Source organism: Agromyces sp. NSFZ (assembly GCF_056156205.1).
This window is the reverse complement of sequence record NZ_CM149585.1, coordinates 2,457,838-2,479,966: the sequence shown is the minus strand read 5'-3', so window position 1 is coordinate 2,479,966 and position 22,129 is coordinate 2,457,838. Positions and strand designations below refer to the sequence as shown.

18 protein-coding genes and 4 tRNA genes are annotated in these 22,129 nt (G+C 70.1%); 11 read left to right on the top strand and 11 right to left on the bottom strand.

From position 1 onward, the window contains the following. Positions 1–57: 57 nt before the first annotated feature. On the top strand, positions 58–2,013 hold the full coding sequence (gene dxs / locus ACVFI9_RS11635; RefSeq protein ID WP_474762384.1) for a 1-deoxy-D-xylulose-5-phosphate synthase: 1,956 nt from the start codon (positions 58–60) through the stop codon (positions 2,011–2,013). Between the two features lie 65 nt (positions 2,014–2,078). Here the strand turns inward: dxs and ACVFI9_RS11630 are convergent, their stop codons facing one another. The 4 genes from ACVFI9_RS11630 to ACVFI9_RS11615 all read right to left on the bottom strand — a co-directional run bounded on the left by ACVFI9_RS11630 (position 2,079) and on the right by ACVFI9_RS11615 (position 7,311). Continuing rightward, on the bottom strand, positions 2,079–4,232 hold the full coding sequence (locus tag ACVFI9_RS11630; protein ID WP_474762383.1) for a 3-hydroxyacyl-CoA dehydrogenase NAD-binding domain-containing protein: 2,154 nt from the start codon (positions 4,230–4,232) through the stop codon (positions 2,079–2,081). A gap of 11 nt (positions 4,233–4,243) precedes the next feature. Next, positions 4,244–5,452: a thiolase family protein gene (locus ACVFI9_RS11625; protein ID WP_474762382.1), complete on the bottom strand. Its 1,209-nt coding sequence runs from the start codon at positions 5,450–5,452 to the stop codon at positions 4,244–4,246. A 79-nt stretch (positions 5,453–5,531) separates the two neighbouring features. Next, positions 5,532–6,728: a ribonuclease D gene (locus ACVFI9_RS11620; protein WP_474762381.1), complete on the bottom strand. Its 1,197-nt coding sequence runs from the start codon at positions 6,726–6,728 to the stop codon at positions 5,532–5,534. After that, positions 6,721–7,311 (bottom strand): DUF3000 domain-containing protein, encoded by a 591-nt coding sequence (locus tag ACVFI9_RS11615; protein ID WP_474762380.1) that lies wholly within the window; start codon positions 7,309–7,311, stop codon positions 6,721–6,723. Before ACVFI9_RS11615 ends, ACVFI9_RS11620 begins: the two co-directional genes overlap by 8 nt. Positions 7,312–7,400: 89 nt before the next feature. Here ACVFI9_RS11615 and ACVFI9_RS11610 point away from each other — a divergent pair, with 89 nt between their 5' ends. Continuing rightward, positions 7,401–8,615: an alpha/beta hydrolase family protein gene (locus ACVFI9_RS11610; RefSeq protein ID WP_474762379.1), complete on the top strand. Its 1,215-nt coding sequence runs from the start codon at positions 7,401–7,403 to the stop codon at positions 8,613–8,615. 30 nt (positions 8,616–8,645) lie between these two features. Here ACVFI9_RS11610 and ACVFI9_RS11605 read toward each other — a convergent pair whose 3' ends face one another. Both ACVFI9_RS11605 and ACVFI9_RS11600 read right to left on the bottom strand, forming a co-directional pair. Next, complete coding sequence (locus tag ACVFI9_RS11605) at positions 8,646–9,089, bottom strand: SufE family protein (protein WP_474762378.1); 444 nt, start codon at positions 9,087–9,089, stop codon at positions 8,646–8,648. Positions 9,090–9,153: 64 nt separating this feature from the next. Then, positions 9,154–10,056 carry a sulfurtransferase gene (locus ACVFI9_RS11600; protein ID WP_474762377.1) on the bottom strand — a complete coding sequence of 301 codons (903 nt, stop codon included), beginning with the start codon at positions 10,054–10,056 and terminating at the stop codon, positions 9,154–9,156. Between the two features lie 141 nt (positions 10,057–10,197). Between ACVFI9_RS11600 and zapE the strand changes: the two genes are divergently transcribed. The 3 genes from zapE (at position 10,198) to ACVFI9_RS11585 (ending at position 13,315) form a co-directional block, all read left to right on the top strand. Next, positions 10,198–11,253 carry a cell division protein ZapE gene (gene zapE / locus ACVFI9_RS11595; RefSeq protein ID WP_474762376.1) on the top strand — a complete coding sequence of 352 codons (1,056 nt, stop codon included), beginning with the start codon at positions 10,198–10,200 and terminating at the stop codon, positions 11,251–11,253. Positions 11,254–11,426: 173 nt separating this feature from the next. Further along, positions 11,427–12,707: an ammonium transporter gene (locus ACVFI9_RS11590; RefSeq protein ID WP_474762375.1), complete on the top strand. Its 1,281-nt coding sequence runs from the start codon at positions 11,427–11,429 to the stop codon at positions 12,705–12,707. Positions 12,708–12,772: 65 nt separating this feature from the next. Next, on the top strand, positions 12,773–13,315 hold the full coding sequence (locus tag ACVFI9_RS11585; RefSeq protein ID WP_474762374.1) for a type II toxin-antitoxin system PemK/MazF family toxin: 543 nt from the start codon (positions 12,773–12,775) through the stop codon (positions 13,313–13,315). A 56-nt stretch (positions 13,316–13,371) separates the two neighbouring features. On the opposite strand, the gene ACVFI9_RS11580 is transcribed toward ACVFI9_RS11585, so the two are convergent. Then, positions 13,372–14,586: an IS30 family transposase gene (locus ACVFI9_RS11580; protein WP_474762373.1), complete on the bottom strand. Its 1,215-nt coding sequence runs from the start codon at positions 14,584–14,586 to the stop codon at positions 13,372–13,374. A 128-nt stretch (positions 14,587–14,714) separates the two neighbouring features. After that, a tRNA-Val gene (locus ACVFI9_RS11575) sits at positions 14,715–14,787 on the bottom strand. 229 nt (positions 14,788–15,016) lie between these two features. On the opposite strand from ACVFI9_RS11575, the gene ACVFI9_RS11570 reads away from it, so the two are divergent. From ACVFI9_RS11570 to ACVFI9_RS11555, 4 genes are all read left to right on the top strand, one after another. After that, a tRNA-Gly gene (locus ACVFI9_RS11570) sits at positions 15,017–15,089 on the top strand. Between the two features lie 52 nt (positions 15,090–15,141). Further along, a tRNA-Cys gene (locus tag ACVFI9_RS11565) sits at positions 15,142–15,215 on the top strand. A 23-nt stretch (positions 15,216–15,238) separates the two neighbouring features. After that, positions 15,239–15,313 (top strand) — tRNA-Val (locus ACVFI9_RS11560). Between the two features lie 167 nt (positions 15,314–15,480). Further along, positions 15,481–16,524: a metallophosphoesterase gene (locus ACVFI9_RS11555; protein WP_474762372.1), complete on the top strand. Its 1,044-nt coding sequence runs from the start codon at positions 15,481–15,483 to the stop codon at positions 16,522–16,524. Between the two features lie 36 nt (positions 16,525–16,560). Here ACVFI9_RS11555 and ACVFI9_RS11550 read toward each other — a convergent pair whose 3' ends face one another. Then, positions 16,561–17,160 (bottom strand): hypothetical protein, encoded by a 600-nt coding sequence (locus ACVFI9_RS11550; RefSeq protein ID WP_474762371.1) that lies wholly within the window; start codon positions 17,158–17,160, stop codon positions 16,561–16,563. Between the two features lie 167 nt (positions 17,161–17,327). Here ACVFI9_RS11550 and thrS point away from each other — a divergent pair, with 167 nt between their 5' ends. Together thrS and ACVFI9_RS11540 are read left to right on the top strand one after the other, a co-directional pair. After that, positions 17,328–19,229: a threonine--tRNA ligase gene (thrS, locus tag ACVFI9_RS11545; protein WP_474766246.1), complete on the top strand. Its 1,902-nt coding sequence runs from the start codon at positions 17,328–17,330 to the stop codon at positions 19,227–19,229. Between the two features lies 1 nt (position 19,230). Next, positions 19,231–19,794, top strand: coding sequence for an HIT family protein (locus ACVFI9_RS11540; protein WP_474762370.1), 564 nt, complete (start codon positions 19,231–19,233; stop codon positions 19,792–19,794). A 48-nt stretch (positions 19,795–19,842) separates the two neighbouring features. On the opposite strand, the gene pdxY is transcribed toward ACVFI9_RS11540, so the two are convergent. After that, positions 19,843–20,694, bottom strand: a complete 852-nt coding sequence (pdxY, locus tag ACVFI9_RS11535) for a pyridoxal kinase PdxY (RefSeq protein WP_474762369.1) — start codon at positions 20,692–20,694, stop codon at positions 19,843–19,845. Positions 20,695–20,701: 7 nt separating this feature from the next. Next, the gene (locus tag ACVFI9_RS11530) at positions 20,702–22,045 is read right to left on the bottom strand and encodes an aminotransferase class I/II-fold pyridoxal phosphate-dependent enzyme (RefSeq protein WP_474762368.1); all 1,344 of its coding nucleotides are present in this window, start codon (positions 22,043–22,045) and stop codon (positions 20,702–20,704) included. Positions 22,046–22,129: the final 84 nt, after the last annotated feature.

Below are 22,129 nucleotides of genomic sequence, written 5' to 3'. Positions count from 1 at the left end.
CGGCGTAGACTCGATTCGATCCGCGGCACCCGCCGCGAGCACCCGGAGGCGCCACCCATGACCCTTCTCGAGACGATCTCAGGACCACGCGATCTCGATGCGCTGGACCAGGAGCAGCTCGAGCAGCTGGCCCGTGAGGTGCGCGAGTACCTCGTGGCATCCGTCTCGAAGACCGGCGGCCACCTGGGCCCGAATCTCGGCGTCGTCGAGATGACCATCGCGATCCACCGGGTCTTCGACTCGCCGCGCGACGCCATCGTCTTCGATACCGGCCACCAGTCGTACGTGCACAAGCTGCTCACCGGCCGCAAGGACTTCTCGACGCTGCGCCAGACCGGTGGCCTCGCCGGCTACCCGCAGCGCTCCGAGTCCGAGCACGACATCGTCGAGAGCTCGCACGCCTCGAGTTCGCTCTCGTGGGCCGACGGCATCTCGAAGGCGTTCGAGATGACCGGCCAGGACGACCGGCACGTGGTCGCCGTCGTCGGCGACGGCGCTCTCACCGGCGGCATGACGTGGGAGGCGCTCAACAACATCTCCGACGACAACACGCGCCGGCTCATCGTGGTGGTGAACGACAACGGCCGCTCGTACGCCCCGACCATCGGCGGCATGGCGCGATTCCTCAACTCGGTGCGCACGAAGCAGACCTACCGGGCCCTGCACCTCTCGAGTCGCGCGGCCTTCGATCGCATGGGCGCGCCCGCCCGCGCGTTCTACCGCGGCGTCCGCGGCGGCCTGCACGGGTTCCTCAGTCGCTTCACGAACAACGAGGCGCTGTACTCCAACCTCGACATCAAGTACATCGGCCCGATCGACGGCCACGACGAGCGCGCCATGGAGGAGGCCCTCCGGCAGGCGAAGGACTACGGGGCGCCGGTCATCGTGCACGCGATCACCGACAAGGGCCGTGGCTACGAGCCCGCGCGCAACGACGTCGCCGACCAGTTCCACGCGGTCGGCCAGATCGACCCCGAGACGGGGGAGTCGCTCGAGTCCTCGTCGTCTCCCTCGTGGACGAGCGTGTTCGCCGACGAGCTGGTGCGCCTCGCCGAGCACGACGAGCGGCTCGTCGGCATCACCGCGGCGATGCTGCGCCCGACCGGCCTGCACCGCATGGCCGAGCGGTTCCCCAGCCGGGTCTTCGACGTCGGCATCGCCGAGCAGCACGCCGCGACCTCCGCGGCCGGCCTCGCCTTCGGCGGCCTGCATCCGGTGGTCGCGGTCTACGCCACGTTCATCAACCGGGCCTTCGACCAGGTGCTCATGGATGTCGCACTCCACAAGGCCGGCGTGACGTTCGTGCTCGACCGCGCCGGCGTCACCGGCCCCGACGGGCCGAGCCACCACGGCGTGTGGGACCTGTCGATCCTGCAGGTCGTGCCCGGCATCCGCATCGCCGCGCCACGCGACTCGGTGCGGCTCGCCGAGGAGCTGGCCGAGGCCGTCGTCGTCGACGACGCGCCGACGGTGCTCCGGTTCCCGAAGGGCACGGTGGGCGTCGACTACGAGGCGGTCCGCCGCACGCCCGACGGCGTCGACGTCCTGGCCGAGTCGGCACGGAAGGACGTGCTGCTCGTGACCGTCGGCCCGATGGCGGGCATCGGACTGGAGGTCGCCGACCGACTCGAGGCCCAGGGGATCGGCGCGACGGTCGTCGACCCCCGCTGGGTGGTGCCGGTGCCCGAGAGCGTGATCGACCTCGCGCGCGAGCACCGCATCCTCGTGAGCCTCGAGGACGGCATCCGGGTCGGCGGCATCGGCACCCGCATCCGTCAGGACCTCCGCGAGGCCGACGTCGACACCGCCGTCACCGAGATCGGCCTTCCCGACGAGTTCCTCGAGCACGGTTCCCGCGGCGACATCCTCGAGCGCGTGGGCCTCACGCCGCAGCACATCGCGCGCGATGTGACCGCCATGGTGCTCGGCTCCAAGCTGCCGCACGCGCGTGGAGCCGGGCTCGAAAGCGTCTCGAGCGACGCGAGCCCCCGGTCCGGCATGAGGCCGCGCTGACGCGTCGGCTGACGACGAAGCGGCCCCCGGCGAGCGAACTCGCCGGGGGCCGCAGAGGTCCGGTGCTACGCGGCCGCGGCCTCCACGCGCGGGCCGGCGACCGGCGGGTGGTGGAACGTGTCGCCGAACACCCGCTCGGAGGCGCCGACGCGGTCGAGGTACGGCGTCACGCCGCCCATCTGGAACGGGAAGCCGGCGCCGAGCACCATGCAGAGGTCGAGATCCTCCGCCTCGGCGACGACGCCGTCGTCGAGCATGAGCTTCGCCTCGCGGGCGAGGCCGTCCTGCAGGCGCACGAGGATCTCGTCGGGCGTCGAGGGGTTCGAGCCGCCGGAGACGAGCTTGAGCGCGCCCTTGTCGAAGCCCTTGACCTTGCCCTTGTCGTCCTTGTCGAGGAGGGTGCCGTGGTCGGCGAGCCGGTGCAGGTTCTCCGAGCGGTAGAACCGGTCGGGGAAGGCCGCGTGGTGCGTGTCGAGCACGTGCGCGCCCACCTTGAGCCCCACGAGGTCGAGCAACTGCGACGGCGGCATGGGCAGGCCGAGGGGTGCAATGGCCTCGTCGACCGTCGCGAACGAGGTGCCCTCGTCGACCGCGCGCATCGCCTCGCCGAGCAGCACCGCGAGGAGCCGGTTCACGACGAAGCCGGGCGTGTCCGCCGTGATGACCGCGGTCTTCTTCAGCTTCGCGGCGGTCACCATCGCGGTCGACAGCGTCGCGTCATCCGTCGCCGGCGTCTTCACGACCTCGATGAGCGGCATCACGGCCACGGGCGTGAAGAAGTGGAAGCCCACCAGGCGCTCGGGGTGCGCGAGCTTCGCGCCGATCTGTTCGACCGACAGCGACGACGTGTTCGTGGCGAGTACGGCCTCGGGGGAGAGGAACTGCTCCACCTCGGCGAACACCTGCTGCTTGATCTCGAGCTCCTCGAACACGGCCTCGATGACCCAGTCGCAGTCGGCGAAGTCGGCCTTGTCGGTCGTGCCGCTCACGAGCGCCTTCAGGCGATTGGCCTCGTCGGGCGAGATGCGGCCCTTCTCGAGCAGCTTGTCGACCTCGTCGGAGATGTAGGCCACGCCCTTGTCGACGCGTTCCTGGTCGATGTCGGTGATGACGACGGGCACCTGCAGGCGGCGCACGAACAGCAGCGCGAGCTGGCTGGCCATGTAGCCGGCGCCGAGCACGCCGACCTTCGTGACGGGCTTCGCGAGTGCCTTGTCGGGCGCGCCGGCGGGACGCTTGCCGCGCTTCTGCACGAGGTTGAAGGCGTAGACGGATGCGTGCAGCTGGTCGCCGACGATGAGGTCGGCCAGCGCCTCGTCCTCGCGTGCGAATGCCTCGGCCTTCGTCCCGGACTTGGCCGCCTTGAGCAGGTCGAGCGCGACGTACGGAGACTTCGGCACCGTGCCGATGCGGCTCTTCAGCATCTTCGTGGCGATGCCGATGGCGGCGTCCCACTTCACGAGCCGTTCCATCTTGCCGGGCTCGTTCGGGCGCTTCACCTTCACGCGACCTGAGATCACGTCGTCGGCCCACCTGATGGAGTGCTCGAGGAAGCTCACCGACGGGAAGCGCGCGTCGGCGATGCCGAGTTCGAACACGTCGTCGGCCTTCATCATGCGGTTCATCTTCAGCGGGTTCTCGATGACGACCTTGAGGGCGTTCTCGATGCCGATGAGGTTCGGCAGCAGGTACGCGCCGCCCCAGCCCGGGATCAGGCCGAGGAAGACCTCGGGGAGCGCGACGGCCGGAGCCGAGTCATCCACCGTGCGGTAGTCGGCGTTGAGGGCGATCTCGAGGCCGCCGCCGAGGGCGAGCCCGTTGACGAACGCGAACGAGGGGACCCCGAGCTCCGAGAGCTTGCCGAGCGCGTAGTGGCCGAGCTGCCCCATGCGGAGCGCCACCTCCCGGCTCGGGATCTCGGCGACCTTGCTGAGGTCGGCGCCCGCGGCGAGGATGAAAGGCTTGCCCGTGACGGCGACCGCGTGGATCTCGCCGGCCGCCGCGCGTGCCTTCAGCTCGTCGAGCGTCTTCGCGTACTCGAGCAGCGACACGGGGCCGAGGGTGTTCGGCCGAGTGTGGTCGCGCCCGTTGTCGAGGGTCACGAGCGCGAGGGTGCGCCCGCCCGAGATCGGCACGTCGCGCACATACGAGTGCGTGACGACCTCGTCGTCGGAGAGGGCTGCGAGCGGCGAGAAGTCGATCGTGGTGTAGTCGGTCATCGTCGTCGTCCTCAGGCCTTCTTCGCTGCCTTGCGCGAGTAGTTCGGGTTCTCCCAGATCATCGTGCCGCCCTGTCCGAGGCCGACGCACATGGTCGTCATGCCGTAGCGCACGTCGGGACGCTCGGCGAACTGGCTCGCGAGCTGGTTCATGAGGCGCACGCCCGACGAGGCGAGGGGGTGGCCGACCGCGATCGCGCCGCCCCACGGGTTGACCCGCGGGTCCTCGTCGTCGATGCCGTAGTGGTCGAGGAACGAGAGCACCTGCACGGCGAACGCCTCGTTGATCTCGAAGAGGTCGATGTCGTCGATCTTCAGGCCCGCCTTGCGAAGCGCCTTCTCGGTCGCGGGGATCGGGCCGATGCCCATGATCTCGGGGTCGACGCCGGCGAAGGCGAAGCTCACGAGCTTCATCTTGGGGGTGAGGCCGAGTTCCTTCGCGAGCGCTCCGGATGCGAGCATCGCGGCGGTCGCGCCGTCGTTGAGACCCGAGGCGTTACCGGCCGTGACGCGGCCGTGCGGCCGGAACGGCGTCTTGAGCCCGGCGAGGCCCTCCATGGTCGTCTCGGGGCGCATGACCTCGTCGCGCGTGGCGAGGCCCCAACCCTCCTCGGTGCGGACGGCGACCTGCACCAGGTCGCGCTGGATCTTGCCGGCCTCGTAGGCGGCCGCCGTCTTCTGCTGGCTTCCGAGCGCGTACCGGTCGCTCCGCTCCTTCGTGAGCTTCGGGAACCGGTCGTGGATGCGCTCGGCGGTCGCGCCCATCACGAGGGCGTCTTCGCCGACGAGCTTCTCGCTCACGAAGCGCGGGTTGGGGTCGACGCCCGAGCCCATGGGGTGGTGGCCCATGTGCTCGACGCCGCCGGCGATGGCGAGGTCGTACATGCCGAACCCGATCGAGCTCGACATCATCGCGGCGGCCGTCATGGCGCCCGCGCACATCCGATCGATGGCGAAGCCGGGGACGGACTTCGGGATGCCGGCGAGGATCGCCGCGGAACGCCCGATGGTGAGGCCCTGGTCGCCGGTCTGCGTGGTGGCGGCGATCGCGACGTCGTCGATGCGATCCTTCGGCACGCTCGGGTTGCGTTCCAGCAATCCGACGATCGCCTTCACCACGAGGTCATCGGCCCTCGTGTTCCAGTACATGCCCTTCTCGCCGGCTCGTCCGAACGGGGTACGGACCCCGTCGACGAACACGACTTCAGCTCGTTCAGCCACGCTGCAGCTCCCTCGTATCGGTCAGGAATGCCTCGATCCTATGGAGGCCCTCGAACGGGGCGGAATCGCTTGACGGAACCTACGAAGCCCCGTGGACCGCATCTTGCAGCGATTGTTCCGCGTCGACAAAGGCATCGGCGATCGTCTGTGCGGTTGCGTCAATCTGCCACGGCCGTGCGCCGAGCCGCTCGAGGACGGTGCCGATCGCGGCGGCCGTGGTCTCGGCGGGGGGCGACCACGCCACACGACGCAGGTGGTCGGGCGTCAGCACGTTCTCGACGGGCATCTCGAGGCGTTCGGCGACCTCGGCCACCGCCTGTCGCGCGAGTCGCAGCCGCGCGTCGGCCTCGGGGTTGCGCATCGCCCACGCGCGCGGGGGCGGCGGCGCGTCGCTCGGCACGCGCACGGCCGGCAGGTCGGTCGTCGCGAGCCCGCGCTCGATGGCCGACCACCAGCGGTCGAGCTCGGTGCGACTCGCGCGCCCGGTGAACTCACGCAGGTCGGCGAGTGCCCGCTTGCTCTGCGGCAGCGCCTTCGCGACGGCGAGGATGGCCGCGTCGGGCACCATGCGGCCCGGAGCGATGTCGAGCTCGGCGGCGCGGGCGTCGCGCGCCAGCCACAGCTCGCGGGCCACGGCGAGATTGCGCTGGCCGCGCACGCCGTGGATGCCCGAGAGGCGACGCCACGGTTCGGCGGCCGGCGGCTTCGCCTCACGGTGCAGCACGGCCTCGAACTCCTGGCGGGCGAGGTCGGCCTTGCCGGACTCGTCGAGGCGCTCCACGAGCCGGTCGCGCACGTCGACGAGGAGTTCGACGTCGAGCGCGGCATACCGGAGCCACGACTGCGGCAGCGGCCTGGTCGACCAGTCGGCCGCCGAGTGCTCCTTCGCCAGCCTGATGTCGAGCAGCTCCTCGACGACCGAGGCGAGACCGACCCGCGGCATCCCGAGCAGGCGGGCCGCCAACTCGGTGTCGAAGATGTGCTCGGGATCGAGGCCGACCTCGCGGAGGCACGCGAGGTCCTGGCTCGCGGCGTGCAGCACCCACTCGTCGGGGCGCAGCGCCGACTGCAGTTCGGAGAAGTCGGGGATCTCGGGCGGATCGAACAGGAACGTGCCGGAGCCGCGACGGTACATCTGGATCAGGTACGCCCGCTGCGAGTACCGGAAACCGCTGGCCCGCTCGGCGTCGACGGCGACCGGTCCCGTTCCGTCGGCCAGTCGTGCAACGGCATCGCCGAACTCGGCGGGCGAGGTGATCACCCGGAACTCATCCACGCTTGGTCCTCCGTCGCGGCAGGGCGGTCACCCCCTCGGATCGGGGCGGCAGTCCTGCGAGCATGCACAACAACTCTCCCCAGCCTTCCACATGGGCGCCTACTGCGGCGTCGAGCGGCGTCCAGGAGGCACGCAACTCGATCTGGGCGCCGTCGCCCTGCCTGGCCAGCTCGCCGAACCCGGTGGAGAGGATCTTGGTCGCGGTTCCGGATGCCGCGATGTAGCGGGCACCGCGCGCATCGAGGGCATCGACGAGCCACGACCACGCGACATCCGCCAGGAACGGGTCGAGGCCGATGTCGGTCTCGAGCGGCGCCTGCGCGAAGCAGACCACGCGGAAGCGGCCGCCCCACGCCTCGGGCTCGTCGGGGTCGTAGAGGAGCACGAATCGGCCGGTACCGAGGTCGGAGTCGTCGCCGTGGCGACTCGGCGAGACATCCGCCGACAGGGCCACCGCGTAGGGGGCGAGCGAGCCGGGTGCGGGGATCTCCGAGAGGCGCAGCTCGGGCCGTGGCGAGGCCGCACGCAGCGATTCGAGCGCGGCCTCGAACTCAGGTGGCTGTTGCGTCGCGGAGTCGGGCACGTGTGCAGACTAGAGTCTCGGATGGGGCGGATGCGGGCGGCACGCCGCACGCGCCGTGCAGACGGAATCGCTTCACGAAAGGGGTGCGGATGAGTCGACGCGCGGGAGTCCGAGGCACCGTCGGCGTGGCCGCCGCAGCGGCCGGGCTGCTCACCGCCGCCGCGGCGGCCGCGGCGGCGGTCACCGTCGTGGTCTTCGCCCGGAGGGTCGTCATCCCGCCGGCCGTGCGCGAGGAGGACGTGCGCATCAGCGCCGTCGACCTGCCGCGGGGTGAGATCGTGCTCGTGGCATCCGACGAGTCCCGCATGCGCGGCCGGTACGGGCTCTGGTTCGAGCGCGAGTCCGGCCACGCCCGCCTCGGCGAGGTCATCGACGAGGACGCCCGCCACGTACGCCGGCGAATCGAGCGTGTCGACTTCGGCCGGCTCGAGCGCGCCGAGCGCGGCCGCATGAACGGCTTCTACCACCTCGGCCCATGGGAGCTCGGGCTGCCGTACGAGAACGTCGTCGTCGACACCCCCCTCGGCCCGGCCCCGGCGTGGGTGGTGCCTGCGGCCGGCGCGTCCGATCGGTGGGTCATCCAGGTCCACGGCCGCGGCGCGAAGCGGCAGGAGGGGCTGCGTGCCGTCCCACCCGCGCACGAGGCCGGCTGGACCACGCTCCTCGTCTCGTACCGCAACGACGGCGAGGCGCCCGAGAGCGAGGACCGCCGCTACGGCCTCGGCGGCACCGAGTGGGCCGACGTCGTCTCGGCCGTGCACTTCGCCCGCGAGCACGGCGCCGAGCGCATCGTGCTCATGGGCTGGTCGATGGGCGGCGCCATCGTGCTGCAGTCGATCCTGCGCGCCCCGGCGGTGCGCGAGCGCCTCGTCGGCGTGGTGCTCGACTCGCCGGCGATCGACTGGATCGACATCCTGCGCTTCCAGGGCGAGGCGCTCGGGCTTCCGCGCGGCCTCGGCGACGTCGTCTCGCGGCTGATCGGCGGACCGTGGAGCGGCGGGCTCACGGGTCTGGCCGCACCCATCGACGTCACCGACCTCGATCCCGTCGCCCGCGCCGACGAGTTCGACGTCCCCATGCTGCTCATGCACAGCGTCGACGACGGCTTCGTGCCGATCGACGGTTCTCGCCGGTTCGCCGAGGCGCGCCCCGACCTCATCGAGTTCGAGGTGTTCGAGGGGGCCCGCCACACGAAGCTCTGGAACCACGAACCCGAGCGGTGGACCGGGCTCGTGCGCGGGTGGCTCGAACGCAGCTCCGAGTCGCCCGAACGCATCAGCGAAGAGGCCGAGGTCGCCGGTTAGGCGGCCGCACGCGCCCGGCGGAGACCCCGGTCAGGCGGCGCCGACGCGCTCGCGGAGTTGACGCTTGGCGCGGGCCAGCATGCCGGTCATGCCGCGCACGCGGAGCGGGGACACCGCCTCGCCGAGGCCGAGCGACTGCGGGTAGTCGTCGGGGATGCCGAACACGTCGTCGGCCGTGAGCCCCTCGAGGCCCTGGGCGAGGATCGACGCGAAGCCCCGCGTCGTCGGCGATTCCGCGGGCGCGGTGGCGTGCATGTGCACCAGCCCCTCGTCGTCGAGCTCGACGAAGATGTAGACCGGCGACTGGCACTCCACGACGCGCTCGAGCAGGTCGGGGTGATCGGCGTACCGCTCGGGGAGGTCGGGGAGCTCGTTCGAGAACTCGAGCAGCAGCAGCAGGCGGTCCTTCACGCCGAGCGCGAGGAAGTCCTCGCGCGTCTCGGCGAGTCGGGCGGGCAGGGTCGTGGCATCCATCCGGTCCATTCTCCCACCGATGGCGGTGTGCTCGCCCGACGCCGCCGAGGCGTGGGATCGCCGGTCAGTGCGCGGGCAGCTCGCCCGGTTCGGTGCCGGTGACGATGGGCACGCGCACAGCGCTGCCCCATTCGGTCCACGAGCCGTCGTAGTTGCGTACCTTCTCGAAGCCGAGCAGGTGCGTCAGCACGAACCAGGTGTGGCTCGAGCGCTCGCCGATGCGGCAGTAGGCGATCACGTCGTCGGCCTCGCCGAGGCCGGCCTCGTCGCGGTAGATCGCGTCGAGCTCCTCGCGCGTCTTGAAGGTGCCATCGGACGCGGCGGCCCTGGCCCACGGCACGGATGCCGCGGTCGGGATGTGCCCGCCGCGAAGCGCGCTCTCGTCGGGGTATGCGGGCATGTGGGTGCGCTCGCCGGTGTACTCCTCGGGGGAGCGCACGTCGATGAGCGGCAGCTTGCCGAGGTTCGCGAGCACGTCGTCCTTGAAGGCGCGCACGCGTGAGTCGTCGCGCTCGACCACGGGGTACTCGACCGGCCGCACCACGGGCGGTTCGGTGGTGATGGGTCGGCCCTCGGCGATCCAGAGGTCGCGGCCGCCGTCGAGGAGACGGACGTCCTCGTGCCCGAACAGCGTGAACACCCACAGGGCGTATGCGGCCCACCAGTTGTTCTTGTCGCCGTAGATGACGACCGTCGTGTCGCGGGCGATGCCCTTCGAGCCGAGGAGCGCGGCGAACTGCTCGCCGTCGACGTAGTCGCGCACCACGGGATCGTTGAGCTCGGTGTGCCAGTCGACCTTGACGGCACCGGGGATGTGGCCCGTCTCGTAGAGCAGCACGTCTTCGTCGGACTCGACCACGACGAGACCCGGTTGCCCGAGGTGTTCAGCGAGCCATTCGGTGCTGACGAGGCGCTCGGGATGCGCGTACTCGGCGAACTTGGCTGCGGAGTCGAACTCTGCGGACATGGAACCTCCAGGGATCGTCCGGTCGGACGGGGGCGTGCGGGGAGCGGACTAGGCTGGTGACCTGTCCACCTCGAATCTACGCGGCGTGCGGGTGGAAGTCAGCATGCCCGACATCCGGTGCAACACGGGAGCTCCTCCACCATGACCACGGCCTCGAGCCATGCCCTCGTTCGACTCGTCGAGCGGAACCCGTCGATCTCGGCCGCCGAGATCGCGTCGGAGCTCGTTCCGCCTCCCCAGTTCGAGCACGCCTCGTTCGAGTCGTACCGACCCGACGCCGACTACCCGTCGCAGCAGGCGGCGCTCGACCGCCTGAAGGAGTTCGCCGGCGCGTGGCGGGCCGCGCAGCGGCCGGGCGGCTTCTTCTCCCGCAAGCGTCCCGCCCGGATCGAGCTGCCGGGCGTGTACCTCGACGGGGGCTTCGGCGTCGGCAAGACCCACCTGCTCGCGGCGCTCTGGCACGTCGCGCACGGCCCCAAGTACTTCGGCACCTTCATCGAGTACACGGCGCTCGTGGGCGCCCTGGGCTACGCGCAGGCGGTCGAGCTCCTGCGCGGCGCGCGCCTCATCTGCATCGACGAGTTCGAGCTCGATGACCCGGGCGACACCATGCTCATGACCCGCTTCCTCGGCGAGCTCATGGCCGGAGGCACGCGCGTCGCCGCCACGAGCAACACGCCGCCGAACGCGCTCGGCGAGGGACGCTTCGCCGCCGCCGACTTCCTGCGCGAGATCCACGCGCTCTCGGCGAACTTCGAGACCCTCCGCATCGACGGCCTCGACTACCGCCGGCGCGACACCCAAGGGCACGCCGAGACGCTCGCCGACGACGAGGCCGTCGCGCACGCCGCTGACGCCCTCTCGGGTCGTGGTCACCGCGTGTCGCTCGACCGGTTCGACGCCCTCATCGCCCACCTCGCGACCGTGCACCCCTCGAAGTACATCAAGCTCATCGAGGGGCTCGAGATCATCGCCCTCCAGGGCGTGCACGAGCTGAGCGACCAGAACGCCGCGCTCCGGCTCGTCGCCTTCATCGACCGTGTCTACGACGCCGAGGTGCCGATCGTCGCGAACGGCGTGCCCCTCGACCAGGTCTTCGACGACGAGATGATGGCCGGCGGCTACCGCAAGAAGTACCTCCGGGCGATGAGCCGCATGATCGCGCTCACCACGGGCGAACTGCCTCCGCACGACTGACCCGCGGCCGCGGCATCCGGATTCCCATCCGTTCCACCGCCGCCCGAAACGCGCTGTTTACACAGGCGCCGACGACGTAACAACACCGAAACCTGAGACGGAGCCGCTCGAAACGTCCCCTCGTGAAACTTGGCGAACAGGATCCCCCACCTGATTCCCGAGAGAGGTTCGAGATGGATCAAGGCAACACCGCGTTCATCCTGATAGCGGCAGCGCTCGTGCTGCTGATGACGCCAGGACTCGCATTCTTCTACGGCGGACTCGTCAAGGCGAAGAGCGTCATCAGCATGATGATGATGAGCTTCGGCGCCATGGGCCTCATCGGCGTGCTCTGGGTGCTCTTCGGCTACGCGATCGCGTTCGCCAACGGCGGCACCGACGGCTACCTCGGGATCGACGGCCTCGTCGGCATCGACGTGGCCAACCTCGGCCTCGCCGGGCTCCTCGAGACGCCCGAGGGCGCTGCATTCCCGCCGCTCGCGTTCGTGGCCTTCCAGGCGACCTTCGCGATCATCACCGTGGCGCTCATCTCGGGCGCCATCGCCGACCGGGCGAAGTTCGGCGCGTGGATGATCTTCGCGGGCGTGTGGGCGACTCTCGTGTACTTCCCCGTGGCGAGCTGGGTGTTCAACTTCACGCTCGACCCCGAGACCCTCGCCTTCACCGACGGCGGCTGGATCACCTACGGCATGCAGGAGGCCTTCGGCGTCGGCGCGATCGACTTCGCGGGCGGCACCGCGGTGCACATCAACGCCGGTGCGGCCGCCCTCGCCCTTGCCCTCGTGCTCGGCAAGCGCGTCGGCTTCCAGAAGGGCGCCCACGTGCCCCACAACCCGCCCTTCGTGCTCCTCGGCGCGGGCCTCCTGTGGTTCGGATGGTTCGGCTTCAACGCGGGCTCCGAGCTCGCCGCCGACGGCACCGCGGCACTGGCGTTCGTCAACACCATCGCGGCACCCGCCGCGGCGCTCCTCGCCTGGCTCGTCGTCGAGAAGATCCGCGACGGCAAGCCCACGTCGGTGGGTGCGGCCTCCGGTGCCGTCGCCGGTCTCGTCGCGATCACCCCGGCGTGCGCCTCGCTGACGCCGTTCTGGGCGATCGTGCTCGGTCTCGTCGCCGGAGCGGTGTGCGCCCTCGCGATCGACCTGAAGTTCAAGTTCGGGTTCGACGACTCGCTCGACGTCGTGGGCATCCACCTCGTCGGCGGTCTCATCGGAACGCTCTACCTCGGCTTCTTCGCCAACGGCACGGGCCTCATCTACAGCGGTGACGCCACGCAGCTGATGGTGCAGGCGATCGCGGCCTTCACGGTCATGATCTTCTCCTTCGTGCTGAGCTACGCGATCGGCTGGGCCATCCAGAAGACGATCGGCTTCCGCGTCAAGAACGAGGACGAGATCGCCGGCATCGACACGGTCGTGCACGGCGAGGAGGGGTACAAGCTCGAGACCGTCTAGACCGACCGGTCTTCGGTCCCTGAGCCTGTCGAAGGGCCGCGAGGGCGGTGGGGTAGTGTGCGGGTGTGCCAGACACCAGCCGCTTCCTCACCGCCCTCGGGCGCGTCATCCGGTCGATCGCGAGAGGCGGTTCCGGGGGAGCGGCGGATGTCCCGAGCCGCGGGTCCACCGCGACCGGGCTGCTCTCACCGGGGCAGACGGGCCCCGACGCCACGGTCGAACTCGACCCGCGCTCGTTGCGGCGGGTGCGGCTCGCCTACACGCCCGGACCCGACGGCGACCCCGACCCCGGCGAGATCGTCTGGACCTGGGTGCCCTACGAGGAGAACGACGGACGCGGCAAGGATCGCCCGGTCGTGATCGTGGCCGCATCGGGCTCGGGCGACTTCCTCGCGCTGCAGCTCACGAGCAAGCCGCGCGACGGCGATCGCAACCACGTGGCACTCGGCGTCGGGGGTTGGGACCCGCAGGGTCGGCCCAGCTGGGCGCGCATCGATCGGGTCTTCCGGGTGCGAGCGGGCGGGATGCGCCGCGAGGCCGCGTCGCTCGATGCGGAGCGCTATGCGCGGCTGGCGGCCGCGCTGCGCGAGCGGTACGGCTGGCGCTGAGAGCCAGAGGCTTGTGCAGGAGATCTGATGCGACCTCGCCCGTGGGCGGGGCGATGTCAAGTGGTCGTTGCAACTTGTCGGGTGAGGAGCTCGTTGAGGGCTTGGGCTGGGGTGCGGTAGTCGAGGGTGGGTCGGGGGCGCCGGTTGAGGGTGTCCTGGACGCGGCGTAGCGCGTCGGCGTCCCAGGCGTTCAGGTCGGTGCCCTTGGTGAACCAGAACCTGAGGAGCCGGTTGGTGTTCTCGTTCGACCCACGCTGCCATGGTGAGTGGGGGTCGCAGAAGTACACCGGCGCCCGCAGGGCGAGCTGGATCCGTTCGTAGCCGGCCAGCTCGACACCACGGTCCCACGTGATCGACCGGCGAAGATGGTCAGGCAGTTCGCCCATCCGCTCGATCATCGCGCCCGCGACCTCGTCCGCGGTATGCCGGTCCGGCAGGTGCAGCAGGATCACGAACCGGGTCGAGCGTTCCACCAGCGTCCCGATCGCGGACCGGTTCCCGGCGCCCATGATCAGGTCACCCTCCCAGTGCCCGGGCACCGCCCGGTCCGCGACCTCGGCCGGTCGGTCGCTGATCGTGAACGCGTCCTCGTAGATCGCCCGACCGCGTCGATCCACGCTGCCCCGAGGCTTGCGACGGGTGCGGCCAGTGGACAGCTTCCGCGCCAGGTCCTGCCGCAACACGCCGCGCCCCTGCACGTACAGGGCCCGGTAGATCGTCTCGTGACTCACCCGTCCAGTCTGATCCCGGTCGGGGTCGGCGGCGAGCATCCGCGCGATCAGCCCCGGACTCCAGCCATCATCCATCCACTCCTCGACCTGCCGCCGCAGCCGCGGATTCCCGGCGAGCTTGACGCGTTTCGGGCGGCGCCGCTTCGCGGCCGCGGCCCGATCAGCCAACGCGGCCCGGTACACCCCGTCCGCGCCCCGGTTCCGGGTCACCTCCCGGCTGACCACGGACTTGTCCCGGCCGATCATCGCGCCGATCTGGGCAAGGGTCAGTTTCCACGCCAGCCCTGCCTGGATCACCGCCCGATCCGCGTCCGACAGGTACCGGCCCGACTTCCCATGCGGCGGCGGCAACGGTTCGACCAGCCCGCCCCGACGCCCCTTCCGCAACGGCACACCCACGCTGGCAGCCTTCCACCACCGCTCCACCGTCGGCACCGGCACGCCGAGCAACCGTGCCGCGGACGAGACCGACTCCCCACCCAGCACCAAGGACACGAACCGCTCCCGGACCGCATCCGGATACAACCTCCGGCCACCCACGCAACACCTCCCATGTTGCAACGACCGTATGAATCCGCCCGGGGGATGGGGCCCATTCTCCTGCACGAGCTGGGGTCGCAGGCGCGCGGCGGAAATGAAGAACGCCCCCAGTGGAGTGGGGGCGTTCGTGGGCGATGCCGGGCTCGAACCGACGACCTCTTCCGTGTGAAGGAAGCGCGCTACCAGCTGCGCCAATCGCCCAAGGTGATGCGATCTGAACTCGTCTCGACCACGGATTCGATACTAGCCGACGCGGGCGGGCGAATGCACATCGGCGCGCCCCGGCCGCGAGGCCGGCAAACCGTGACACGCCCGGCGAACGGGACGGATTGTCACGATGACCGGCCTCAACGCGTCATCCGGCCCCCTCGGTTTGTGAATCGTTCACCGAATCAGTTAGAGTCTCTCTGCACGCAAAACAGCGGGCAACGCGGATGTGGCGCAGTTGGTAGCGCATCACCTTGCCAAGGTGAGGGTCGCGAGTTCGAGTCTCGTCATCCGCTCTGATCAGGCCGGCGCAAGCCGGTTTGTTCTTTGGTGGTGAACCCAAGCAACGGTGGATTGGCCGAGAGGCGAGGCAGCGGCCTGCAAAGCCGTATACACGGGTTCGAATCCCGTATCCACCTCCAAGCCGAGTCCTCGCACTCGACTCGGGCGATTGGCGCAGCGGTAGCGCGCTTCCCTGACACGGAAGAGGTCACTGGTTCGATCCCAGTATCGCCCACCACGCATCAACGGCCCGGATCCACGGATCCGGGCCGTTTCGTGTTCAGCCGAGTACGCCGGGCCCGAGCACGAGGAACGCCTCCCGGCGCACCGCGGTACGCTGCTGCGAACGTCACCCGATGCGCGAGCGGGCGGGCGTCTGCGATGGGGTTTCGCGCGGGGGTGATCATGCGGCTGCGGAGCGGACCGGCCGCCGTGGCCTTCACCGCGGTCGCGCTCGCGCTCGCCGGTTGCGTGGGCCCGGCTGTGCCTGACGATCCGGCGTCCCGGGGCGCAACATCTCTCGCGCCCCTCGCGGAGGTCACCTTCACCGCATCGGGCGACATCGGCGCGACCGAGGAATCGGCGAGGACGCTCGAGCAGATCCGTTCGCTCGACCCCGACCTGCACCTCGCGCTCGGCGATCTCTCCTATGGGGAGCCCGGCGAGGAGAGTGCGTGGTGCGAGTTCGTCAGGGAACGGATCGGCGGACACCTCCCGTTCCAGCTCCTGGCGGGCAACCACGAGTCCGACGGGCTCAACGGCCACATCGATGCCTTCGCGGAGTGTCTGCCGAACCGGCTGCCCGGGCTGGTCGGGGAGTACGCCAGGCGATACGTCCTCGACGTCCCCGAAACCGCCCCGCTCGTGCGGTTCGTGATGATCTCGCCCGGCCTGACGTTCGACGACGGCGCGTGGTCGTACGCCCCCGGGTCCGAGCGGTACGAATGGACGAAGAAGGCCATCGAGGGCGCGCGGGAGGCGGGCATCCGGTGGGTGGTCGTCGGCATGCACAAGCCGTGTCTCACGATCGGGAACTACGGATGCGACCCCGGCTCCGATCTCGTCGATCTGCTCGTCGCGAGCGGCGTCGACCTGGTGGTGAGCGGACACGAGCACCTGTATCAGCGCTCGGTGCAGCTCGGCCTCGGGAGCGCCTGTACCTCGATCGCCCCGGAACGCGTCAGCCGTGCCTGCGTGGTCGACGACGGGGCATCCGTCGATCAGGGGCGCGGCACGGTCTTCGTCACCGTGGGCACGGGAGGCACGGCGCTGCGCGACGTTCACCGCGATGATGAGGAGGCTGGATACTTCGCCGCCTGGTCGGGGGCCAACGCCGAACCGAGTTGGGGCAACCTCGAGGTCCGCCTCTCGGAGGATCGGCTCGAGGGCAGGTTCGTACCGGCAGTGGGCTCCTTCACCGATCGGTTCCGGATCGTCGCTCACGACTGACGCGGCGGGTCACTCGGCTCGCCGCCTGCTCGAGGCTCAGCCGTTCACGAACTGATCCAGCACGAGCGGCGGGTGGCTGATCCGCGTACTGAACCAGGACCATGCCTCGCCACCCGTCTGCTCGATGGCCGCCCACGTGTCCTGGCCGGGCTGCACGTTCCGCAGGATGACCGTGATCACGCGGCGTCCGCTGAACGAGACCGAGCCCGCGGCATCCACCGTGCCGCTGCCCGCATACCCCGTCGGCGCGTACGTCGCGGTGCCGAAGGCCTCGACGGCGAACGTGAACACGTACGTGCCGAGACCGGTCGCGCCGTAGGCGCCCGGGTTGAAGTGCACCGACACCACGGGATTGCGGTTCGGCGATTCCCGCCGATCGAATCCGGTGTACGGGGCGGCGGCGTCGGTCTGCAGGATGGTGGGGCGGATGAGGGTGAGGTTCGTGCGGCCCAGCCCGACGGTCTTGACGGGCGAGAGCACCTCGATCGGCGCCCAGAAGAGGGGGCTGTGGAGGAGATCGCCGGCCCTGAACTTCGTGGCCCAGTCCTCGGCGGTGAGGTCGTTCTCGAACTCGGGGAGGCGTGCAGCGTCGGCGTCGGGACCCCGGTCCCCGACATCCGGATCTGAACTGAACATGAGGATGACTCTAGAACTGCATGGCCCCGGCGTCATCAGGGCATGCACGGACGCGGCGGACGGGTGCATGCCGTCGCACTACAGTTGAAGGGTTCGTTTCGACTCACAGGAAGTGGATCACAGTGGCCGACGGCTTCGAGCTCTTCACCGATCGTTCCGTTGTCGCGATGCGCGTCAACGGCGAGCTCAAGGACCTCGCCACGACGGTGACCGACGCCGACGTGGTCGAGCCCGTCACGATCGACTCGCCCGACGGCCTCGACATCCTCCGGCACTCCACCGCGCACGTCCTCGCGCAGGCCGTGCAGTCGGTGAACCCCGAGGCGAAGCTCGGCATCGGGCCGCCCATCACCGACGGCTTCTACTACGACTTCGACGTCGCCGAGCCGTTCACCCCCGACGACCTCAAGTCGCTCGACAAGGAGATGGCCCGCATCATCCGTTCGGGCCAGCGCTTCGTGCGCCGCGTGGTGAGCGACGACGAGGCCCGCACCGAGCTCGCGAACGAGCCGTACAAGCTCGAGCTCATCGGGCTCAAGGGCCACGCGAGCGGCACCGAGCAGTTCGAGGAGAGCGAGTCGGTCGAGGTCGGCGGCGCCGAGCTCACGATCTACGACAACGTCGACTCCAAGACCGGCGAGACCGTCTGGAAGGACCTCTGCCGAGGCCCGCACCTGCCGAACACCCGCATGATCGGCAACGGCTTCGCGCTCATGCGCGTCGCGGCGGCCTATTGGCGAGGCTCCGAGAAGAACCGTCAGCTGCAGCGGATCTACGGCACCACCTGGCCGACGAAGGACGAGCTGCGCGCCTACCAGCACCGGCTCGAGGAGGCCGCGCGACGCGACCACCGCAAGCTCGGCACCGAGCTCGACCTGTTCTCGTTCCCCGAGGAGATCGGCTCGGGCCTGCCCGTGTTCCACCCCAAGGGCGGCATCATCAAGCGCGAGATGGAGGACTACGTCCGCCGCCGCCACATCGAGGAGGGGTTCCAGTACGTCTCGACCCCGCACATCACGAAGGCGCACGTCTTCGAGCTGTCGGGGCACCTGCCGTACTACAAGGACACCATGTTCCCGCCGATGGAGCTCGAGAACAGCGAGTACTACCTGAAGGCGATGAACTGCCCCATGCAGAACCTCATCTTCCGGTCGCGCGGGCGCTCCTACCGGGAGCTGCCCCTGCGGTTCTTCGAGTTCGGCACGGTCTACCGCTACGAGAAGTCGGGCGTCGTGCAGGGTCTCACGCGCGTGCGCGGGCTCACCCAGGACGACTCGCACAGCTACGTCACCCCCGAGCAGGCGCCGGGCGAGATCAAGCACCTCCTCGACTTCGTGCTCGGCCTGCTCCGCGACTTCGGACTCGACGACTTCTACCTCGAACTGTCGACGCGCGACGAGAACTCCGACAAGTTCAAGGGCTCCGACGAGCAGTGGGAGGTCGCGACGAACGTCCTCCGCGAGGTCGCCGAGGCATCCGGACTCGAGCTCGTGCCCGACCCGGGCGGCGCGGCGTTCTATGGACCCAAGATCTCGGTGCAGGCGCGTGACGCCATCGGCCGCACCTGGCAGATGTCGACCATCCAGTACGACTTCAACCAGCCCGAGGGCTTCGGACTCGAGTACACCGCCGCCGACGGCACGCACCAGCAGCCGGTCATGATCCACTCCGCCAAGTTCGGGTCGATCGAGCGCTTCTTCGGCGTGCTCATCGAGCACTACGCGGGCGCCTTCCCGGTGTGGCTGTCGCCCGTGCAGGTCATCGGCATCCCCGTGGCCGACGAGTACGCCGAGTACCTTGGCGGCATCGTCGACGAACTGCGTCGGGCGGGTGTTCGGGCCGAGCTCGACACGAGCGATGACCGCATGCAGAAGAAGATCCGCACGCACACCCAGCAGAAGGTGCCGTTCCAGCTCATCGCGGGCGAGAACGACCGTGCCGCCGAGACCGTGAGCTTCCGGTTCCGTGACGGCAGCCAGGAGAACGGCGTGCCGATCGCCGAGGCGATCCGGCGCATCCGGGCCGCCATCGATGACCGCCGCCAGGTCATGACGAAGGACGATCTCTGACGTGAGCGCCTACCAGCCCGATGAGTTCGAGGGCGTGCCGACGGATGCCTCCACCGACATCGCCGGGGTTCCCGACGCGTTCCAGCGGCTCTGGACGCCGCATCGGCTCGTGTACATCCAGCAGGGCCAGCAACCCGACGAGCATGCCTGCCCGTTCTGTCGGGCGCCCGAGATGAGCGACGAGGAGTCGCTCATCGTCGCGCGCGGCACGCATGCGTTCGTGCTCCTCAACCTGTACCCGTACAACAGCGGGCACCTGCTCGTATGCCCGTACCGGCACATCGCCACCTACGACGAGGCGAGCGCCGACGAGGTCGCCGAGATCGGCGAGCTGACGCAGATCGCGATGCGCACGCTGAAGCGCGTCTCGAGGTGCGACGGGTTCAACCTCGGCATGAACCAGGGTCGCATCGCCGGCGCGGGCATCGCCGAGCACCTGCACCAGCACATCGTGCCGCGCTGGGCGCTCGACTCGAACTTCTTCCCGATCATCGCGGGCACGAAGGCGTTGCCGCGCCTGCTCGGCGAGGTCAGACACGAGATCGCCGAGGCCTGGTCGGCCTGACCCGGGTCTCGAGACGGCGCGTCGCGCCTCCTCGACCATCGGAATGCGTCAGCGGACCTGACGCACCTCGAACTGCATCCGCGGATGCGCGTACGCCTCCTGCGATTCGACGAGCTGCAGCTCGCGTTCGCCGGACTCGTGGGTGTTCGCGAGCAGGTCGAACACGCTCGACGCGGTGCGCGCGAGCGCGTCGGCCGCGTCGCCCGTGCGGCGGTAGTGGGCCGTGAAGAGCGCCGCCGTGACATCCCCCGAGCCGTTCGCCTTCAGCGGGAGCAGCGGCGTCTGCACGATCCACGCGCCGCGGTCGTCGACGGCGAGCATCTCGAGGGTGCCCTCGTCGCGGTCGGGCCGCTCGACGCTCGTGACGAGCACGGTGCGCGGCCCCGACCCGCGGGCGAGGTCGACCGACTCGAGCGTCGATTCGATCGAGTCCGGCTCGGTGCCGGTGAGGTAGCCGAGCTCGAACTGGTTCGGCGTGATGAGGTCGGCGGCGGGGACCACGCGATCGCGCAGCAGCACCGGGATCGCGGGCGCGACGAAGCATCCGCTTTTCGCATTGCCCATCACCGGGTCGCATGAGTAGACGGCGTCGGGGTTCGCCGCCTTGACGCGGGCTACCGCGTCGAGGATGACGTCGGCGATGCCCTCGGAGCCCTGGTAGCCGGAGAGGATGACGTCGATCTCCGGGAACGCGCCGCGGTCCTCGATGCCGGCGATCACCTCGCGCACGTCGTCGGGGCTGATCAGGGGGCCGCGCCACGCGCCGTAGCCGGTGTGGTTCGAGAAGTTGACCGTGTAGACGGGCATGACCTCGACGCCGATGCGCTGGAGCGGGAAGACGGCCGCGGAGTTGCCGACGTGCCCGTAGGCCACGGCGGATTGGATCGAGAGGACCTTCACCCCTCGATCATTCCATTCCGGCCGGGAGGAGGCGTCCGCCTGCGGCGCGCACGGCGGCCGCGATGTCGGCGGCGAGCCGTTCGGCGTCGGCATCGGCGAGGTCGTGCACGGTGAGCCGCAGACGGCGGCTCGCGGTCGCGGCGTCGGCGAGCACGAATTCGTCGCCCGCGCGCACGAGCCAGCCGCGCCGCATCAGCTGCTCGGACACGTCACGGGCCGGCACCGGCAGCGGGACCCACAGGTTGAGCCCGTCGCCGGCGGTGGCGGGCACGCCGAGCGCGGCCAGCCGGGCGGCGAATGCGTCGTTGCGGGCGGCGTAGTGCGCGCCCGCCCGGGCGATGCGCGCCGCGACGTCGGAGTCGGTCACGAGCGCGAGCACGAGTCGCTGCAGGAGGTGGCTCACCCAGGTCGTGCCGGGGGTCAGTCGCATCGCGAGCCGCTCGGCGGTGTCGGGGTCGGAGGCCGTGACCGCGAGGCACATGTCGGGGCCGAGGAACTTCGACACCGAGCGCACGAGCGCCCAGCGACGGTGTTCCGGACCGATGAGCGAGCGGAACCGGTGGCGGGACAGCATCGAGAAGTGGTCGTCCTCGATGACCAGGACGTACGGATGCGCGCGCAGCACGTCGCGCAGCTCGCGGGCGCGCCGCTCCGAGAGACTCGCGCCGGTCGGATTCTGCGCGCGCGGCGTGCACACGACCGCACGCACACCCTGCTCGAGCGCCGAGCGCAGGCCATCGACCGTCATGCCCTCGTCGTCGACGGGCACCGGAACCGCGCGATATCCGCCGACCCGGATGGTGTGGATGCTCGTCAGGAAGCACGGATCCTCGAGCGCGACGGCGTCGTCTCGCACGAGCGCCTGGGCGAGGAGCCGTTCGACCGCGTCGGCGGCGCCGCTCGTGATCGTGAGCCGAAGGTCCACCGGCGCGAGGTCGGCGCGCATCCACTGGTCGGCCCATCGCTCAAGGCCGGGGTCGATGACCGGCTCGCCGTACAGCACCGGCCGGCCCGCCATGCCCGCGAGCGCGCGCGACGGATCGGGGATGAGGTCGGGGTCGGGATTCCCGGTCGCGACGTCGCGCAGCACGCTGTCGGCGGCGAACCCCTCCTGGGCGACGGCCGACCGGCCGGCGACGTGCGTGCCGCCGCGGCCACGCGTGACGACCATGCCCGCAGCGGTGAGCTGCCGGTACGCCGCGACGGCCGTGTTGCGGTTCACGCCCAGATCGTCGGCGAGGTTCCGCACGGGCGGCAGCGGGTCGCCGGGCTGCAGGGTGCCGCGCTCGATGAGCGCACGCACGCTTGCGGCGATGTCGGCGGCCGATCGGCCGGTGATCTCGAGGGTCATGCCACCCTTCCTGACGGCTCTCGGCGGAGCGTCGGGTCCATGCTATCTTTTTGGCCTAGGCCAACCTGCCGCATTGATTGAGAA

Excerpts from the sequence above, each read along its gene's own strand:
- ACVFI9_RS11550 (WP_474762371.1), bottom strand. The coding sequence starts at position 17,160 with ATGTTCAGTTCAGATCCGGATGTCGGGGACCGGGGTCCCGACGCCGAC.
- ACVFI9_RS11590 (WP_474762375.1), top strand. The coding sequence starts at position 11,427 with ATGGATCAAGGCAACACCGCGTTCATCCTGATAGCGGCAGCGCTCGTG.
- ACVFI9_RS11610 (WP_474762379.1), top strand. The coding sequence starts at position 7,401 with ATGAGTCGACGCGCGGGAGTCCGAGGCACCGTCGGCGTGGCCGCCGCA.
- dxs (WP_474762384.1), top strand. The coding sequence starts at position 58 with ATGACCCTTCTCGAGACGATCTCAGGACCACGCGATCTCGATGCGCTG.
- ACVFI9_RS11600 (WP_474762377.1), bottom strand. The coding sequence starts at position 10,056 with ATGTCCGCAGAGTTCGACTCCGCAGCCAAGTTCGCCGAGTACGCGCAT.
- ACVFI9_RS11605 (WP_474762378.1), bottom strand. The coding sequence starts at position 9,089 with ATGGATGCCACGACCCTGCCCGCCCGACTCGCCGAGACGCGCGAGGAC.
- ACVFI9_RS11555 (WP_474762372.1), top strand. The coding sequence starts at position 15,481 with ATGCGGCTGCGGAGCGGACCGGCCGCCGTGGCCTTCACCGCGGTCGCG.
- thrS (WP_474766246.1), top strand. The coding sequence starts at position 17,328 with ATGCGCGTCAACGGCGAGCTCAAGGACCTCGCCACGACGGTGACCGAC.
- zapE (WP_474762376.1), top strand. The coding sequence starts at position 10,198 with ATGACCACGGCCTCGAGCCATGCCCTCGTTCGACTCGTCGAGCGGAAC.
- ACVFI9_RS11630 (WP_474762383.1), bottom strand. The coding sequence starts at position 4,232 with ATGACCGACTACACCACGATCGACTTCTCGCCGCTCGCAGCCCTCTCC.
- ACVFI9_RS11530 (WP_474762368.1), bottom strand. The coding sequence starts at position 22,045 with ATGACCCTCGAGATCACCGGCCGATCGGCCGCCGACATCGCCGCAAGC.